17 protein-coding genes are annotated in these 16,519 nt (G+C 48.8%); 4 read left to right on the top strand and 13 right to left on the bottom strand.

All coding sequences use genetic code 11. From position 1 onward, the window contains the following. Window position 1: 1 nt before the first annotated feature. The 5 genes from eboE to K7P01_RS25230 form a co-directional block, all read right to left on the bottom strand. Window positions 2-1,231 carry a metabolite traffic protein EboE gene (eboE, locus tag K7P01_RS25250; protein ID WP_317987633.1) on the bottom strand — a complete coding sequence of 410 codons (1,230 nt, stop codon included), beginning with the start codon at window positions 1,229-1,231 and terminating at the stop codon, window positions 2-4. After that, window positions 1,210-2,358: a 3-dehydroquinate synthase gene (locus tag K7P01_RS25245; protein WP_267297360.1), complete on the bottom strand. Its 1,149-nt coding sequence runs from the start codon at window positions 2,356-2,358 to the stop codon at window positions 1,210-1,212. The genes eboE and K7P01_RS25245 overlap by 22 nt, the downstream gene beginning before the upstream one ends. Window positions 2,359-2,452: 94 nt before the next feature. Continuing rightward, complete coding sequence (gene eboC / locus K7P01_RS25240) at window positions 2,453-3,337, bottom strand: UbiA-like protein EboC (RefSeq protein WP_267297359.1); 885 nt, start codon at window positions 3,335-3,337, stop codon at window positions 2,453-2,455. 1 nt (window position 3,338) lies between these two features. Continuing rightward, window positions 3,339-4,274 (bottom strand): TatD family hydrolase, encoded by a 936-nt coding sequence (locus K7P01_RS25235; RefSeq protein ID WP_267297400.1) that lies wholly within the window; start codon window positions 4,272-4,274, stop codon window positions 3,339-3,341. Between the two features lie 97 nt (window positions 4,275-4,371). Continuing rightward, on the bottom strand, window positions 4,372-5,274 hold the full coding sequence (locus tag K7P01_RS25230) for an EboA domain-containing protein (protein ID WP_267297358.1): 903 nt from the start codon (window positions 5,272-5,274) through the stop codon (window positions 4,372-4,374). A gap of 171 nt (window positions 5,275-5,445) precedes the next feature. Between K7P01_RS25230 and K7P01_RS25225 the strand changes: the two genes are divergently transcribed. The 3 genes from K7P01_RS25225 (at window position 5,446) to K7P01_RS25215 (ending at window position 7,885) form a co-directional block, all read left to right on the top strand. Then, window positions 5,446-6,264, top strand: a complete 819-nt coding sequence (locus K7P01_RS25225; RefSeq protein WP_267297357.1) for an alpha/beta fold hydrolase — start codon at window positions 5,446-5,448, stop codon at window positions 6,262-6,264. 24 nt (window positions 6,265-6,288) lie between these two features. Further along, a complete protein-coding gene (locus K7P01_RS25220) occupies window positions 6,289-7,086 on the top strand; it encodes an alpha/beta fold hydrolase (RefSeq protein ID WP_267297356.1) in 798 nt (265 codons plus the stop codon). 214 nt (window positions 7,087-7,300) lie between these two features. After that, the gene (locus K7P01_RS25215; protein WP_267297355.1) at window positions 7,301-7,885 is read left to right on the top strand and encodes a Crp/Fnr family transcriptional regulator; all 585 of its coding nucleotides are present in this window, start codon (window positions 7,301-7,303) and stop codon (window positions 7,883-7,885) included. 41 nt (window positions 7,886-7,926) lie between these two features. Here the strand turns inward: K7P01_RS25215 and K7P01_RS25210 are convergent, their stop codons facing one another. The 4 genes from K7P01_RS25210 to K7P01_RS25195 all read right to left on the bottom strand — a co-directional run bounded on the left by K7P01_RS25210 (window position 7,927) and on the right by K7P01_RS25195 (window position 11,029). Continuing rightward, window positions 7,927-8,703, bottom strand: coding sequence for a sterol desaturase family protein (locus tag K7P01_RS25210; protein WP_267297354.1), 777 nt, complete (start codon window positions 8,701-8,703; stop codon window positions 7,927-7,929). A gap of 120 nt (window positions 8,704-8,823) precedes the next feature. Further along, entirely contained in the window at window positions 8,824-9,693 is an 870-nt protein-coding gene (locus tag K7P01_RS25205) for a helix-turn-helix transcriptional regulator (protein ID WP_267297353.1), read from the bottom strand. Window positions 9,694-9,737: 44 nt separating this feature from the next. After that, window positions 9,738-10,529, bottom strand: coding sequence for a cyclase family protein (locus tag K7P01_RS25200; RefSeq protein WP_267297352.1), 792 nt, complete (start codon window positions 10,527-10,529; stop codon window positions 9,738-9,740). Window positions 10,530-10,552: 23 nt separating this feature from the next. Beyond that, window positions 10,553-11,029: a group II truncated hemoglobin gene (locus K7P01_RS25195; RefSeq protein WP_267297351.1), complete on the bottom strand. Its 477-nt coding sequence runs from the start codon at window positions 11,027-11,029 to the stop codon at window positions 10,553-10,555. Between the two features lie 131 nt (window positions 11,030-11,160). Here K7P01_RS25195 and K7P01_RS25190 point away from each other — a divergent pair, with 131 nt between their 5' ends. Continuing rightward, window positions 11,161-11,526 carry a winged helix-turn-helix transcriptional regulator gene (locus K7P01_RS25190; RefSeq protein WP_267297350.1) on the top strand — a complete coding sequence of 122 codons (366 nt, stop codon included), beginning with the start codon at window positions 11,161-11,163 and terminating at the stop codon, window positions 11,524-11,526. A 14-nt stretch (window positions 11,527-11,540) separates the two neighbouring features. Here the strand turns inward: K7P01_RS25190 and K7P01_RS25185 are convergent, their stop codons facing one another. From K7P01_RS25185 to K7P01_RS25170, 4 genes are all read right to left on the bottom strand, one after another. Then, window positions 11,541-12,902 carry an ATP-binding protein gene (locus K7P01_RS25185; protein WP_267297349.1) on the bottom strand — a complete coding sequence of 454 codons (1,362 nt, stop codon included), beginning with the start codon at window positions 12,900-12,902 and terminating at the stop codon, window positions 11,541-11,543. Window positions 12,903-13,087: 185 nt separating this feature from the next. Next, window positions 13,088-14,371 carry a dipeptidase gene (locus K7P01_RS25180; RefSeq protein ID WP_267297348.1) on the bottom strand — a complete coding sequence of 428 codons (1,284 nt, stop codon included), beginning with the start codon at window positions 14,369-14,371 and terminating at the stop codon, window positions 13,088-13,090. A 36-nt stretch (window positions 14,372-14,407) separates the two neighbouring features. Continuing rightward, the gene (locus tag K7P01_RS25175) at window positions 14,408-15,709 is read right to left on the bottom strand and encodes a hypothetical protein (RefSeq protein WP_267297347.1); all 1,302 of its coding nucleotides are present in this window, start codon (window positions 15,707-15,709) and stop codon (window positions 14,408-14,410) included. A gap of 24 nt (window positions 15,710-15,733) precedes the next feature. Beyond that, window positions 15,734-16,495, bottom strand: a complete 762-nt coding sequence (locus tag K7P01_RS25170; protein WP_267297346.1) for a response regulator transcription factor — start codon at window positions 16,493-16,495, stop codon at window positions 15,734-15,736. Between the last annotated feature and the right edge of the window lie 24 nt (window positions 16,496-16,519).

Raw genomic sequence — 16,519 nt, 5'->3', positions numbered from 1 at the left:
TCTATAAATTATTAATCACCCACTCCATTTCGCGTATGATGGATTCGGACAACGGGGCTTTGAGGGCCTCTGGTAATACTTCCCAGGTATAGGTTTCAACTTCCAGGTGGCTGGTGAACGGTGTAGCTCCCTGGATCTTCAGCACCTCCTGGATGTCTTCCTGCGTGGAGCGCAGCAGTCCATAGTCCTGAATAAACAAGGGTACGTGAAAGTGCGAGCGCCATGCGCGTGTACTGGCATGGCCGGCATCGGCGAGCGCTCCGGGCAAGTCGGGATAGCGCTTGAGCGTGCCATCCTCCTGGCGGGCCACGACCTGGTGCAGGTACGTCGATTCGTTAAACTGGCGAAATGCCTGAACCACGGCAGCGCGTTTGTCTTTGCCGGCCGGCATGTCGGCTTTCAGCGCGGCGCTGATCTGGATCTTGCCCGTTTTTATTTTCTTCTCCTCCAACTGTCGTACGACAGTGGCATGGTCTTCATATCCTACCGCAAAATGGCACACGTCATAGCACAGTTGTACATGGTCTCGTATGGCGGCTTCTGCCGCGCTGGCGTCCAGGCCTGCGTGTTCTTGCAAATATGTCTTGCCCATTGGCAGCAGGTACTGCTCGTACCATTCAAAAAACTCCGGGCCGCTTTCCAGCAGTCCGTCGGGCTCAGGCTCGATATCCAGGTGCAACAGCTTGCCGGTATCGCGGCGGATACCGACCAGGTGACGAACAACCTCCAGGATCTGCCCGGTAGTTTTTTTAAAGACTTCGGGATATTGCGTGACCGCGTGCCAGTATTTATAAGACAGCGGTGAAGTAGATATACCACCTTCCATACCCGCGGGTACAAGTACTTTTAGAATATCAAACAGGCGTATCGTATAGGCCAGGCGTTCGGGGGTGGTCCAATCGGGCGCATGCACCTGGTCTTTTACTTTGGTGTGGTGAAAGCCTCCGTAGGGAAAGCCATTCATGGTAAACACGTAGCAATCTTCCTGTCGCAGCCAATCCTGAAACGTACGCAAGGCCTCGGGCGCCTGCAGCGTAAGGCTGGCCTGATGTGACAGGCGCAGGCCGATGCCGAAGGGAGCGTTGGCGCTGATCCGTTTTTTGATACCGGGTATATTCTGCCGGAGCGCGGCAAAGTGATCTTCCCAGCTTTCGCCGGCGTGTATGTTGGTACAGTAGGTCAGATGTCCCTGCGCTGTCTGCATGGTCGTTACTTTTTGTTTTTCAGCCATTCGCTGGCTTGTTGTATCAGCGCACCGTCCATTTCGTGTACTTCTTCGCCGTGGCCGATGCCTTTCAGCAGGGTGATGGTGAGTTTGCCGCCGAGGTGCTCACGAAATTCTTCAAGGCCTTTGAGCAGCGGACTGCCGGCGCCGGTCACTTCCAGTAGCGGGTGCGTAATGGGCAGCCCCAGGGTTTCAATCACCTGCAGGATCTGGTCCATCGCCTCGCGGGTGAGCCGTCCGCTCAGGTGCGAGTAGACGGTATCGAGGGCGATGCCGATGGCGACGGCCTCGCCGTGGCGTATGTTAAACTTCGCCAGTTGCTCAAGCTTGTGGGCACTCCAGTGACCGAAGTCGAGCGGTCGTGACGATCCCTGTTCAAAGGGGTCGCTACTGCGAATGTGCTGCATGTGCAGGTCGGCGCAATGCTTCACCAGGTATTGCATGGCGGGCATATCGCGTTGAGCCAGCTTCACGGCATTGTCGACCAGCCATTGAAAGAAAGTGGCATCCTTGATGAGCGCCACTTTAATAGCTTCGGAAATGCCGGAACGCCAGTCTACCTCCTGAAGCGTGGTCAGAAAATGAAAATCGTTGAACACGGCTACGGGTGGTGCAAACGTGCCGAGGAAATTTTTCTTCGTATAGAAGTTGATGCCGTTTTTCACGCCCACGCCCGAGTCGTTTTGCGACAATACCGTGGTAGGTATGCGGATGTGGCGTATGCCCCGGTGCGATACCGCGGCAGCGTAGCCGGCAAGGTCCAGGATAGAGCCTCCGCCGATGGCGACGAGGTACGAATGCCGGTCGATCTTATAATCGTTTACGGCGTCGACGATCTTGTAGAACAATTTCTCGTCGTTCTTGGCCGCTTCACCACCGGGTATGATGACGACATCCTCCACCAACTGCACGCCGGCTACAGTCTTGAAATAGGCCTTGATGTCGTCGAGCAGGCGTGGGTGATGAGACACTACCTGGTCGTCGAGCACAAAGAGCACCTTGGGTGGTATCTCGGATCGTTTTTCGACGGTCAGAAACTCCCGGAAGCCCGGGTTTTCAGTGCTGAAAAGATGTGTGGTGAAAAATACTTTGTAATCAAACCGGACACTGAATGTCTGCTGCAAAAACTCCATAGATAGATCTCCTCCCTGATGCGGGGGCTAAAATTAGGAAAAATCACGGTCCTCGGCCCTACCGTCCACGGCAAAATCTGGTGACTGGCAGACGTCAGGTGACGGCGAACAATTTGGCCGTTGCAATCGATACCGGCAACAGCAAAGCGATGATGACGGCCAGTAAAATGGCCCCGGTGGCAGCGGCCCAGGCGGCATTCATAATAATCAGTGCCAGTACCCCGGCTTTAACGGCCTTGCCGATATTGGAGCCGATGGGCGCGCGAAAGGCGCGAACCAGCGGCGGGAAGATCAATATGATCAACAGCACCAGGAATATGAGCGCATAATAGGCATGGTTGGCGATCGACCACGCGACGATGGCCAGAATAACAACTCCATATAACCCGGCTGCGGCGAGCATCGTATTACTTTTTCCGCCGTGTACTTCTCCCCGGCTGATCATGGTGATGGCCGCTATATAAAGTATTGGCGCGATCGCGAGGAAGCCAAACTGTGTTATCACTTCGGGTACCAGGCTCATGCCCAGCAAGAGGTCGAGTCCACGGCAGAGGCCCATGTTTATAGGGCCAAGAAAGCTGTGGTGTTTACCCCACTTGTCATATACCAGCGCGGCGACGGCAATGGCCACGGCGATTGTCCCTGAAAGCGGTGAAAACATAAACGCCGCTGCGATGCCTGCGAGCAGCAAGATGCTGCCCAGCAGTGCAGCTTCTCTCCCGGAGATCAACCCGCTCGGTATAGGGCGTTCGGGGCGCTCCACCCGGTCGAGCGCAGCGTCGAACACGTCGTTGAATACCACACCTCCACCATATAACCCCACGGTGGAAAGTACCAACCAGTACAAGTATTGCGAAGAAGAAGGCTGTTCGCCCACGACTGCAAATCCCGCGATCGCGGCGCCGGCCAGAATATCCGACACAGCGGTAACGATATTGGCCGGGCGCGTGAGGCGCAAAAGGCCCATGAGTTTTTTCATGTTAGCGGATAATGAGCGAGTCTTTGTCTACACGGGGCTGCTGGCCACCGCGCAGTACGGTATTGCCTTCGAACTTCTGGCTTTGATCGATCTGTTGTGTGCCGGTAAAATCGGCTTCGTTTATCTGGCCGCTCTGACCAAAGGCTGTAATGGCATTTTTATAGGTCACGAGTCGAATAGCCTCGTCGCTGATACCGTGTTGTTTCATGAGTGCGGCGGTCTTGGGCACGGCCAGCGGGTCGCTGATTCCCCAATCAGCGGCGGAGTTGATCATGATGCGCTCCGATCCGTATTTTTTGACGACCTCCACCATGCGCTCGTTGCCCATCTTGGTAAAGGGATAGATGGTGAACGCCGCCCAGAAGCCGCGCTCCAGTACCTCTTGAACGGTTTCTTCGTTGTTGTGATCGATGATGACCATGCCCGGAGGGAGGCCACAGTCGATGGCGATGTCCATGCTGCGCTGCGTGCCGCGTTTTTTATCGCGGTGCGGTGTGTGCACTTGTACGGGCAACGATGCTTCTTTTGCGAGCAGCAATTGCGCGCGGTAGAATTTTTCTTCGGCCGCGGTCTGATCGTCAAAACCGATCTCCCCTACGCCGACCACGCCTTCTTTGTAAATAAAAAGCGGCAGAACTTCCATAACCTGCTCGGCCAACGGTTCGTTGTTGGCTTCGCGCGAATTGAGGCCGATGGTGCAATAGTGTTTGATACCGAACTGCGATGAGCGGAAGCGTTCCCAGCCAATGAGGCTGCTGTAGTAATCTTTAAACGTAGCCACCCCGGTGCGTGGCTGCCCCAGCCAGAAGGCGGGCTCGATCAATCCCACCACGCCGGCATCGGCCATGGCCTGGTAATCGTCGGTGGTGCGCGAGGTCATGTGCACGTGCGGGTCGAAGAATTTCATGCCTTTGATGCTCTCGAGGTACAGGGGCATCTCGACGCGAGGCTCAAGACTTCTTTCGGTTAGTTCGTGACTGCTGCACATATGGATAAGGTTAAAGATTCAAAGTTCAGGATTCAGGATCGAATATTCAAGGCTTCCCGGCGAGCTTATCCCACGTCATACCGCTGTTGAGGATGGCTTTGAGATCGACGGCTTTGTCTACAAGCTCACGCGCGGGTGCATAGTGGCTCTGCGCACAGACCAGGGCAGCCGCTTCGCGCTCGGCATTGATTTCGGAATATGCGATGCGTTGTATATCGGGAAAGATGCGATCGTCAATGAAGTTAGCGACGCAGCGCCACTGCATGGGGGGCACACGGCGGTGTGCAGCCCAGCGTTCATGCGCAAAGTCGGAGAGCGTATGGGCCAGCGTTTGATTGGCACGGGCGTCGATACCGATGATGCGGTGAATAGGTTTTTCGGTAAAGATGGCCTTCAGTACCAATTGGTTCCAGGCCGGCTCGTCGAGGTTTTCGGCAGCATAGGGATTGTCGCACATGATCGACTCCAGCACATCGCCGATATTGTTGCGAATGCCTTCGGCACAACGCGCACGCCACGCGGCAGGATAAGCCAACAACGGTAACGCTGAATACAGCGCCACCAGCTCGTTCATTTCGGCAGTCGGAAAAAGATGCTCGATGGCGGCTATATACTGATCACGGTTCGTGGTATCCAGGCAGAGCATCAGCCACACGCGACTGAGCCGGTCGATCGTCCAGTGACGAAGGGTCAATCCGGGCCGGATCGTTTGCAGGGCGGTCTGTTCATCCTCCGAGAGTATCAGGGCTTGTTTACCGGTCTTGCGCGGCATAGCCGAAAAACCGACAACAAATTGCTGCGTATTCCCGGTTTCTGAAACCAGCGAAGCGCGTTCCTCTAACCAGGTCCAGGCATCGGTGGGCAACTGGCGGTGTAAATAGGTGGCCAGTGCGGCCTGGAGCTTTTTTACATCGTAGGTAAAAACTGCGTGTTCTATCTTCTCTTCCATAGCAGGCATGGCGCAAAGCTAAGAAAAGTCTGGCAGTGGTAAAAAAAAGCCCCAGGCTCATTACTTGCCATAAGACAAGTGGAGCTAGGGTTATTCCCACTTCCTTTGCATGGTAGTCCTAAATACTATATGAAAAACGGAAGAAAAAATTAAAATGTAACTACACCAATCATGAAACATAGTAGATTAATCCAGCTTTTTGTTGTTGCCTGTATCTTTATCTTAACATCCTGCTCAGATGACGACGCCGAACCAGCACAATCCAAAAATTATGTACTTGTTCATGGCGCATGGCAGGCTCCGTATGTTTGGAATTCTGTAAAAACCAATCTTGAAAAACAAGGTAATAAAGTTACTGTTATCGAATTGCCAGGACATGGAAACGATCAGACACCCCCTGGCGAAATAACACTGGATCGCTATAAAGAAAAGATAATTGATGTCCTTTCGACAATCGATGGTAAAGTTATTTTAGTAGGTCATAGCCTTGGGGGCATGATAATTTCCTCAGTAGCAGAAGCAGTACCTGAAAAAACTGAGAAACTGGTTTACGTTGCTGCCTATTTACCAGCCACTGGCCAGACATTAGATAGTTTGGCACATACCGATTCCGACTCAGAGCTTGGTGGCAGCGGTGTCCTGATCTTTAACAACGACGGTGTCACTGTAGATGTAAAGCAAGATCAAATCATCAACCTTTTTATCCAGGATGGCTCTTCGGAGATTCAAAACCTTCTGTTGAAAAATTACCGTTCGGAACCATTAATTCCATTTATTAATCCTGTATCGCTCACTGCCAAGAATTTTGGGGTGGTCGAAAAAGTCTTTATCAAGACGCTAAAAGACCATGTGGTGTCTCCGTCCTTACAAGACAGGATGATTACATCCGGCGGTGTTAAATCCATATACAAGATCAATACAGGCCATAGCCCATTCCTTTCCCAGCCTGATTCACTAACAGCGCTTTTAATCAAAATATCACATAACTAATTATCAACTTTACTCTATAGAATAATGAAGAACTTGATTTTATCAATTGCAGTGCTATTAACGACGACGTTTACTACCTTCTCGCAGGTTAATAAAGCCCAGAGCACAAGTACAATTGTAATTATTCACGGTGCATGGTCATCGGCGAGTGACTGGAAACATGTTACCGAAGATTTACTTGCAGCGGGCAACCAGGTTATTTCCATTAATCTTCCCGGACACGGAAGCGATAACACCACTATTACCGGGATCAGCTTAAAACTTTATATTGACGAAGTTAAAAAAACCATTGGCGACAAACAAAATATTGTATTGGTAGCCCATAGTTTCGGAGGTATTGTAGGAAGCCAGGTAGCGGAACAAATTGCACCACAGATAAAGAAGATAATTTATATTGCAGCTTACGTGCCTAAGAATGGAGAGAGCCTGCTATCCATTGCGCAAACTGACGCCGAGAGTCACATTGGGAAAAGTCTTATAGTAGATGAAAAGGCAGGGATTGCCACTGTACGTAAAGAAGGCGTTGCAGATGTTTTCATGGCCGACGCACCCACACCGGTGGCCGACTATGTTAGCAATACTATAAAACCTGAACCGCTGGCTCCGCTAGCAACGCCAGTCACACTGACCGACGGAAAGTTTGGAAAAATCAATAAAGTTTTTGTTCACAGTCTAAATGATCATACCATCGGATACTTACTTCAACAGAGAATGGTCAAAGATGCCGGCATACAGAGATTGTATTCCCTTCCTTCCAGTCATACCCCTTTTGTTATGTTTCCACATGTGCTGGCGCAAATCATAGCAGTGGAAGCCAAATAAAAGATCATTCACCAGAAAGTTTAACAGGCACGGAGGCCTGTCCCAGAACAGCCGAGGTTTTGCTGAAGGTAAATGCTTTTTTATTAACTTGAGGATGTAGACTAAATTTTGATTGATCGCCAGAGAGGCGATCAATCAAAATTTAAAGCATTTTTTGCTGCATGGTAATTTTTAACAACGTTTGAACGGAATAAGGTAACACGCTATAATACAAATGGATAAACAGGGATTAAAAAATTATATCCTACGAAATTTAACATTCCCGGATCGTACATTAGACTACGTGGTCGAGTACTTCGAAGAGATGACTATTGCCAAAAACGACTTCTTCCTTAGAGAAGGAAAGGTAAATGACCGCTATTTCTTTTTACAGAGCGGGTTGATGCGCGCTTTTACCTTTGACAGTAAAGGCAACGAGATAACCACGAATTTCTACCAAAAAGATAGTGTGGTATTTGAAGTTTCATCGTTTTATTTAAAAACAAAATCCAAAGAAAGCATACAGGCAGTAACCGATTGTACAGGCTATTCAATTACCTATGAGCAATTAAACATGCTACTGCATGCTGTCCCTGAATTTAGGGCCTATGGTGTGGCCATGTTGGCCAAAGAATATGTATTATTTAAAAAGAGATCATTGGACTTAATCAACCTTAGCGGCGAAGCCCGGTATAAAAAATTTATCATTTCCAACAAAGAGATATTTCAGCATGCCCAGTTGAAACAAATTGCATCCTATCTAAATGTTACAGATACTTCATTGAGCAGGATCAGGCGTGAGTTTTCAAAAAAAAAGTAATAGGCATTTTCCCTCTCATGGCTTGCAGTCTCGCGCGCTTGTCAGTTTTTGGGTAGCTGTTCTTTTTGCGCGGGCTCTGCCACATCCCTAAACAGGAGCATGTCCGATAGCCGAGATGATGCACCGGGATAAAATCCATTTTCGTGCTCGAAGCCCGCTGGATTTTTCCAGGTACCAAACAATATGTCATAAATGGAGATATCTGAATAGTTATACCCGTGAATTCCTTTGGCGTGATGCACGGCATGCGCTTCCGGACGCTGTATCAGGTAACCCAACCAAACCGGAGTGTGAATATTGGCATGTTGAAACATGGCGAAAAAAGTATTTGCCAACAGAATGATGGTAGACGCTTGTGGGCTAAATCCCGCCACCAACACCAGAAGCAAACTGCCCAGTACTGTGTACCCGATCATATCCATTGGACTGAACAGAAACGCGCCATAGGTATCGACTCGTTCTGCACTGTGGTGCATCTGGTGAAAAACCCTCCATAGCAGATTGTTTTTATGCATGGCGCGATGCCATACATAAACGCCAAACTGATAAAGTAGAATTCCCGCCACAGCTCCAACGGTTGTTCCCAAGCCTGTGAGATCGAAAACCTGATGGGAGGAAAGGAATTCATTCCAAAGAAGAGGCAGGTAACTCGAAAGGTAAAAGTAGACGGCGAAAAAAATTATCCCCTTTACTTTCCAGTACTTTATACGTGGCAAAACTCGGGCAGGAAACAAAGCCTCCCAAATCATAAGCGCGGCATACAGCCCTATTACAATAAGGCTTATCGGGTCAAGCAAAATTTCAAGTGGTGTTGGCATACGCTACTGTCTTTACTATGCACAAAGTAACGTGGTGTGAGTGTTCGCGGTTTTTCTCAGACGTTTAACTTTTTTGCTTATTGGATTTAGGAGTGTTAAAAGCGTTGGTGTTGGCTCGTTTTATTGATTTTTGTATTGCAGCGGAGATACGCCATACTTTTCTTTAAAGATCCGGCTAAAGTGTGACAAGTTTTCAAAACCGCTGTTGAACGCCACCTCACTTACACTTTTGCTGCTGGTCTCAAGTAACAACTTGGCATGATCCAGCCTTTTTTGTGTAAGCCACTTACCTGGACTGGTCCCGTAATATTCGTTGAATTCTTTTTTGAAAGCAGAAGTACTACGATGTGCCATTCGGGCAAACTGGGCTATGGTAAGATTGAACATGTAGTTCGTTTCCATAATTTGCCACAGGGGAATTTTGTTTACGTGCATAAGACTGTTCGCGTGCGCCAGCAGTCCCGCGTTGGCCGGATCTAAAAACAGGTTGAAGAGAAGTTCTTTAAACTTAAGCTCAAGCAACGCCTCCACCGGAGGCGTGACTTGTTTAAAGTAAGGAAGGATACTGTAAAAAAATGCCCGCGTGGTGTCGTTCACATGGATTTCAATCAACATATCGCGTGGTGGTTCAGGCAGGCCTTTCAACGGCAGGTATTGGTAATATTCATCGACTACTTTTCGAAAGAAACTATCCTGGAAGTAAAAAGCGAGTACCTCCCACCCCACAAGTTCCGGAAGTTCCTGAAGGTAGGCGGTCTTGCGCGTAAGCAGACAGGAGTTTCTGCCAAGTACCCATGATTTTCCGTTGTGATGCATCGTTCGCGACCCTTCAAGCGTAAACATAATTTCGTTATAGTGTGAAAAAAGTTGTACGTGCTTGTCTACCTGGGGGCACCTGTAATACAGGAAGAGAGCATCCTTTACCGCCAATTGTTTAAAAGCAACCGGGTCGGCAATGGTGTCATCATAGTTATTCGATACAATGCTCATATAGTAGCGAAAAACCAAGTTAACATTTTCCTGCGACGATCACATTACCACACCGCAATTATTCTCGAAAATCCCCCGGTGGCCCCTCCCACTTTAGGAGCACCGACAATTATAGTAGCGCCCGTTTTCGGAATCTTATCCAGGTTTGCCACGCATTCAACGCCCCACTTTCCTGCTGCAAAAAGGATTTTGTGACCGGAGTAGGTTTCGTCAATCCCCGGATCAAACGACAATACATCTACACCGATGCCCGCTATATCTCGCTCCTTCAAAAGAAAATTGATTGCCTCATTGGAAAAGCCCGGATAATGCTTTACCCTATTTTTATCAAGGCCTACAAATGTCGAATCGCTTAGCCGCTTTTCCCATCCGGAATACATCATGACGCAACTATGCGCCGGAATCTTACCGTACCGGTTTTCAAATATCCCGATATCCTCCAGCGTCACGCTGGCGTCCTTATTGATAGACGCTTTATGTTCAATATCAATGACTACCACCGGTACAATCAAATCCCTGAGATCAATTTCATCTACGGACAGCTGGCCTGAAATAAAATGATTCGGTGCATCGATATGGGTACCCAGGTGTTCATGGATCTTCCAGGAATTTGCCGCGACACCATTTTCTTCCAGCGTTGCCATCGGTATAAGCTCGAAGGGATAGGTCAACTCCTTCACAGGAATAAAGGGGAATTTATCCGTCAGCGTATGGGTGAGGTCTACAATGTTATTCAGGTGCAATACTTTTTCACCAGCACCGGCAGCGTTGTGTTGTTGGTGGCAAGAGAAAAACATAAGCGTCATCACAACGATCATCGCGGGGTTTTCTTTCATAGGATTATATCTTGGCGTGATCATTACGATTTATATTCAAACGGCCCGCCGGTTTCGCCCCAACCCCACGTTGGCATGGGTTCGTCTTCTTTTACCGGAACATCATCCGCGTTGGAATTGATGACCGCCAGGCGACTTCCCCACTCCAGATAACCCACCAGCGCAGAACGAAACTCCGGGTCATCGGCCAGTCCAATTTCATCACAGGTTTCCAGCAACAATGCTATCCAACGTTTTCTTTTTTCTTCGTCGAGATGTTTACCGAGGTGGTGACCTATCATTTTATGATGGCTTCCATTATCTTCTTCCGTATACAGGCGTGGGCCACCAAATACTTCGCCGATGAAGTGGGCCACGTGCTTGCTATGGTCGCCTGACATATGGGCAAATACAGGCGCCAATACATCATCCAGCGCAACCTTCTTATAAAATAATTCGGTGAGCTTTTCGAGGGCTTCTTTTTTTCCTGCCCATTCATACAATGTTGGAATATTTTTCATCGCGTAGTGGTTGATAGTCGTGAAATATGCTATCGCAAGATTACTACCGATTTAAGCTCAGGGCAATAACTTACCAAAAAGTAGGCCCGACTATTTATGTTTGATTTTGTAACTTTATGCGATATTGTAAAATGATACGGCTAGATAAGAAGACATACACGTGTCCAATAGATGTCACGCTTAGCTTTATAGGCGGAAAATGGAAAATCCTGATCCTTTCTCATCTTCATCGGTTTAAGAAGAGAAGCTTCAGTGATATACGAAAAAACCTTCCCGGCATCTCAGAGAAAATGTTAAGCCAGCAGCTCAAACACCTTGAACGAGACAAACTTATTTCCAAGAAGATAATTTCCGAGAAGCCTTATCGCGTGGAATATTTTCTCGATAAGAACGGAAAGAGCCTTGCGCCGATGTATGAATTTGCCAGCAAGTGGGGTATCCGGTACTTGAAAGAACATGGCATTGATTATGTGAAGGATCAGAAGTTGTATAAGTAATTGCTCCAATGGAACTAAAGACCAATCTGGAGATCACCATTAACAACCCATTCAATATACTCCTCCAGTTTGAACGATAGATAATACGGGAGATTAAGTAACAAATACGCTTTGCCATTTTGTGTTTGTATTTTATCGACGCGCAGTTGCCCTGGATAACACCTGACGGCGAAATGATGATCGACATGGTCCATAAAGAGATGAAGGGAGCGTAATGCGCCTGTCGGAGTCGATTTCACTTCCACCGGGATCAACATATCTTCAAATTTAACGACATAGTCGACTTCTGCTGCGCTCGCTGCTTTATCGCGTACCCAAAAACTCAGTCCACGAAGTACTTCAAACCGCGAGGCCAGAATTTCCTGTCCAACGATATGCTCCGCTATCATGCCCTTATAAACCACTTCCAGGTCAGTGGCCCCAAGCACAGATTTTTGGAGGCCAGCAAAATGGTTTAGCATGCCCGTGTCCAGGACGTGAAGACGAGGAGACTTTTTTAAATCAGGGCGTATCGGTAATTCGGTGTGGACTGTCGGATAGACCAAACTAATGAGCATCGCCTTCTCGAGTGTTCGCAAAGCCTCTCCCACTTCCCGACGGCCATACATGGAATTTCCAAAACCCTGGAATTTTATTCTCGAACCGGCCTCAACATAGACGGCCGTAATGCAGTGGCGAATGATCTGAGTTAAGTTCACATTACGCGCATACTTTTCAACGTCGTTACTATAAGACACGATGAGCGATTCGTAAATTCTCGTCAAAGCCCCAAGATCTCTATTTTCCGCATAATGGCTTACAACCTCAGGCATGCCACCGATCAACGCGTACGTATGAAAAAGCTGCAACAACTTATCATGGGCAAAGTCATTTAGTGGCACGATGTCAAACTGGCTCACGGCAGATGACTCGCCCATCGCCCCCAGAAACTCATTAAATGACACGGGACGAACAACCAAATACTCAACACGCCCTACCGGCATATTGACAGATTCATCCAGTACGGTTTCGAGCAGCGATCCGGCAGCGATAACATATAAATCGGGGAACTCCTCGTAGAAATACCGGAGCAGTCCGATGGCCTTGGGTTCTTCCTGAATCTCATCTATAAAAATCAGCGTGTCCTTGATGCTCCGATCCTTGTCCTTCAAAAAGAAGAGCGCTTCCATGAGCCTATCGATACTATTAAAATCACGGAATGGTTTAGCATCTTCCGACTTCTCGAGATTCAGGTAAATAAATTGATCAAATGATTTGGCAAAAAGCCTAACCGCCGTCGTCTTTCCGACTTGACGGGCACCACGTAAGATTAAAGGTTTCCGATGAGAGCTCCCTTTCCAACTTTTAAGCTGATTTTGAATATTTCGATAAAACATTGTACGGAAATAGGCCCAGTTTTTACAGGAATTTGTTCGATTTTAGGCCCAAGTTACGTCATTTTTGTTTGGTTTTAGGCCCAAATTATGGCATTTTTTGTTCGGTTTTAGGCCCAAATTAGGTCGTTTTTTGTTCGAAAATAGGGGCAATCAGTCTGGACTCCGTCAAAAACGGCCTTATTGATTCAATTTCGCTGGTCTCCTTCCGTCACCTGCCGGATCACCCGGAGCCAGTTTAGACCCAGGATCTTTTTGATCCGCTGATCGCTATACCCCAGCTTTTGCAACGCGATGGTGATCTGCGGATAGTCACTGATGTCTTTCATTTCGCGAGGCAGCTCAGGACCGCCATCTAAATCCGACCCCAGCGCAACGTGGTCCTCGCCCACTAATTTTACGCCATAGTCAATCACTTTTGCCAGCTGATCTACGTGCATCCAATACTCGTCAGGAATGGTCCCTCTGAAATTCAGCGGCACTTCCTTCGTCAGCTCCTTGTCTACGTCTTCAATGGTTTGGTCGGTAACCTGTGAAGTAAAGATCCGCGGGGTGGCTGGTTGAGGAACAGGCTGCGCCTTGATGGGATTGTTCGGCTTCTGCCACTCCCAGTACTTGGGGTTGTTAAACAGGCTGCCGAAGTGCACACCGATAACGCCGCCCTTCGCTGCGATTGCCTTTGCTGCTTCGTCCGTAATGCAGCGCGGATGATCGACTATTTTGTTAAAGCCGCCGTGGCTATAAATCACGGGATGGCGACTGGCCGCTGCTGACTGCATGATCGCGTCGTTGGACGCGTGCGCTACATTGATCACCATGCCCAGGTCGTTCATCTCTTTGATCACAGCTTTGCCGTGATCGTTAATGCCACCCCAGGTATACACGTCGTTGCAGGCATCGATGAACGCGTTGGTGGTATTGTGGGCGGTCAGCTGCAGGGAGCGCAGGCCAAGTCTGTACAGGGCGCGCAGCAGGTTTAAGTCGCCATAAAGATCATAGCCGCCTTCCAAATCCAGGAACGCCGCGATCTTTCCTTTCTTGTTGATCCGTTGTATGTCGGTGGCGGTTAGCGCCAACTCGACAGCGTTGTTATTCTTCCTGATCTGATCCAGGGCCAGTTCCACCACACGAAAAGTATTCTTGATCTCAAACCTTCCGGGGTAATAGTGTTCGGGAGTATACACCGAAAAGAACATTGCGTCCACACCGCCTTCTTTAGCCCTGGGGAGATCGACGCTCCCATCCGGATATCGCTGACCAATATCGGTTTTTAGCAGCAGCTCACGGGTCATGACGTGGATATGCCCGTCCATGACAAACGCTTCGCGATGCAGCGCTGGCATTGGCTTATCCTGCGGGATCAACGGAAGACCATTTTCAGCGACGGGAGTAGATAACAACGATCGTATTGGAAAAACACTACCGGCTACCGGCAAAAGTGTTAAGCTCTTAATAACGTCTCTGCGTTTCATTCTTTATCGTTCAAGTTCTGTCATCATGCGAAGAGTCTACTCCGCAAAGCCCCTGATATAGGGCGTATTCGGCGGCCGCTCGCCCTTACTAAATTGAGCACCGCGTGTGGAGCGGTAGCGCATATTCATAAACGGCGTCTCTATACGGCGACCGATAGCGGAGTAGCGGCCGTTCTCCCAGTTTGATTCCATGGTGTACGCCACAATCCCCGTGGACAGCAGCAGCCGCTCCGCATTAAAGGGTTCCTGTTGGGTCACCATCATCTCGGTAATCCAGTGCGGTTGGGAATTAGATGCGTGATACTGCGAGAAGGGTCCCGGCCAGCCAGGCATCGAGACGATCGTCGGGTCCTTACGCCCTTCGATTTCGCCGGCATAGGTCCACGTCACATCCCGGCCGGAATAAACTGCCGCTTTCGTGCCGTCATTATATTCAACAATGCAGACGTTTGGTGCGCTAATTTCCTGAAAGTGCCCGGGTTTGAGGTTAAAACTCGTCCGTACGGATTCAAGTAGCCGCGCCGCCCAGGGATTGCGTTCGGTCCACTTCCATGTTTCAGGGCCGCGAATACACTGTACCGACCTGACGCCCGTCTCACCGCCCTTACGGCGTTCTACAAACGCCTGTAACACGTCGACACAGTGGAATAGGGCCCCCTCATCAGCAGCGTCTCCCACCACGATCGATGCCTTTACGGGCGTATCTATCTCAAGCTCTATCTCGGGCTTCCGGAAGTAGGTGGGTATGGAGGAACCACCGGTCAGTGGAAAATTCAGCGCACGGGATTTATCAAACATCCACTTCGCTTCGTCCCAGCTAATGGAGAGATGCTTGTCGTTAAACACCGGCACCGAGCGCTGGCTCTGCTCGAACACCTGGACAACCTGCTGGTAGATCCACCAGCGCGGCAACATCCACTGCCCTTTGAGATTGGTGGGATATTCTCCGTGCTCTGCGACGATGACAACACCATCCACGGCAAGTTCTTTTCCACCAAGCGTGACGGCCTCCCCTACCGTTTGGAAGATCGGAATGTTTTTCGATTTGCATATTTTCTGACCCAGGCCGCTTTCTTCAAGCTGATGGATATAAACGGACACAACGTCCACGCGTGAAGCCGTGTGAGCCCCTTGCCACCAATAACCGTCCAGCAGCTTGGTGATGATCCAATCCGCATGCGACCTGGTTGCGCCCCAATAGGTCACAAGACAGGCGATACGTGGCCTTTTCTGCGCGAACAGCGGAGACGCATCGGCTGCGATACCCGTCAACGACGCCAACCCGGCCATACCCGCTACTCCGAGCATTTGACGCCGTGTCAATTTCTGAAATTCCATGAGGTAAATTAATGAAATCCTGGATTAAACAATCTTGCTATTGACGGCATACGAAAGTGCCTCTGCTATCGTACTTACACTCAACCGATCGAAAATCTGCCTGCGGTAGTACTTCACGGTATCCGGGCTGACAGATACTTTATCGGCGATCTCATTAATTGATAAACCCTGCGCGTACAAATGCAGGACCTCTATTTCACGCTTTGTAAGTTTAGGTTTTTCTGATTTACGCCAGGCTTTATCGTTCAAATCCAACTCCCAGATTGTATCAAAGCCCTGTTTGTGGATGCAGACATTACCCGGGCTTTTATGATGCGAAAGAGAAACCACACACATGGCCTTCCACATCTTCTTTTCCCGGGTAAGAAGCAACGGTGTAAGTTTATGATTGATCAGGATCTTTTTACCATCGCGATTAACCAGATAAAAATCGTACGTAATACTGTATTGTATTTTTTCTTCGCCTGGCAGATTCTCAAAAAAATCAAACCCTGCTTCATTTATACTATGCAGCAACTTTAAATCGCTTTCAGGAACGTTCTTAAAATAGAAGTCATAACCCAGCGCCATAACTTCCGCAGATGAATATCCACATAAAAACAACGGGTTTTCTGAAACATATTCAAACGTCATCGTTTCATAGTTAATGACATAGATGCTCTCGTAGGTTAATCGGGCGAAAGCTTTTATGGCCTCCAAATAATCATGCTGTGGCAGGCGCTCATCGTCCGATACTTTCCCGAGGTGATTCCTGGTAAGCAGGGTTGAATTATTATTATTTTCCATTAAAACGGCGGGGTTCAAAACAAA

Source organism: Parachryseolinea silvisoli, assembly GCF_021190955.1.
GTDB classification, from domain to species: domain Bacteria; phylum Bacteroidota; class Bacteroidia; order Cytophagales; family Cyclobacteriaceae; genus Ohtaekwangia; species Ohtaekwangia silvisoli.
The sequence above is the reverse complement of the archived record's forward strand: the minus strand, read 5'-3'. Positions and strand labels throughout refer to the sequence as shown.

Coding starts and splice junctions, on each gene's coding strand:
- eboE (WP_317987633.1), bottom strand. CDS start 1,231: ATGGCTGAAAAACAAAAAGTAACGACCATGCAGACAGCGCAGGGACAT.
- K7P01_RS25245 (WP_267297360.1), bottom strand. CDS start 2,358: ATGGAGTTTTTGCAGCAGACATTCAGTGTCCGGTTTGATTACAAAGTA.
- eboC (WP_267297359.1), bottom strand. CDS start 3,337: ATGAAAAAACTCATGGGCCTTTTGCGCCTCACGCGCCCGGCCAATATC.
- K7P01_RS25235 (WP_267297400.1), bottom strand. CDS start 4,274: ATGCCCCTGTACCTCGAGAGCATCAAAGGCATGAAATTCTTCGACCCG.
- K7P01_RS25230 (WP_267297358.1), bottom strand. CDS start 5,274: ATGGAAGAGAAGATAGAACACGCAGTTTTTACCTACGATGTAAAAAAG.
- K7P01_RS25225 (WP_267297357.1), top strand. CDS start 5,446: ATGAAACATAGTAGATTAATCCAGCTTTTTGTTGTTGCCTGTATCTTT.
- K7P01_RS25220 (WP_267297356.1), top strand. CDS start 6,289: ATGAAGAACTTGATTTTATCAATTGCAGTGCTATTAACGACGACGTTT.
- K7P01_RS25215 (WP_267297355.1), top strand. CDS start 7,301: ATGGATAAACAGGGATTAAAAAATTATATCCTACGAAATTTAACATTC.
- K7P01_RS25210 (WP_267297354.1), bottom strand. CDS start 8,703: ATGCCAACACCACTTGAAATTTTGCTTGACCCGATAAGCCTTATTGTA.
- K7P01_RS25205 (WP_267297353.1), bottom strand. CDS start 9,693: ATGAGCATTGTATCGAATAACTATGATGACACCATTGCCGACCCGGTT.
- K7P01_RS25200 (WP_267297352.1), bottom strand. CDS start 10,529: ATGAAAGAAAACCCCGCGATGATCGTTGTGATGACGCTTATGTTTTTC.
- K7P01_RS25195 (WP_267297351.1), bottom strand. CDS start 11,029: ATGAAAAATATTCCAACATTGTATGAATGGGCAGGAAAAAAAGAAGCC.
- K7P01_RS25190 (WP_267297350.1), top strand. CDS start 11,161: ATGATACGGCTAGATAAGAAGACATACACGTGTCCAATAGATGTCACG.
- K7P01_RS25185 (WP_267297349.1), bottom strand. CDS start 12,902: ATGTTTTATCGAAATATTCAAAATCAGCTTAAAAGTTGGAAAGGGAGC.
- K7P01_RS25180 (WP_267297348.1), bottom strand. CDS start 14,371: ATGAAACGCAGAGACGTTATTAAGAGCTTAACACTTTTGCCGGTAGCC.
- K7P01_RS25175 (WP_267297347.1), bottom strand. CDS start 15,709: ATGGAATTTCAGAAATTGACACGGCGTCAAATGCTCGGAGTAGCGGGT.
- K7P01_RS25170 (WP_267297346.1), bottom strand. CDS start 16,495: ATGGAAAATAATAATAATTCAACCCTGCTTACCAGGAATCACCTCGGG.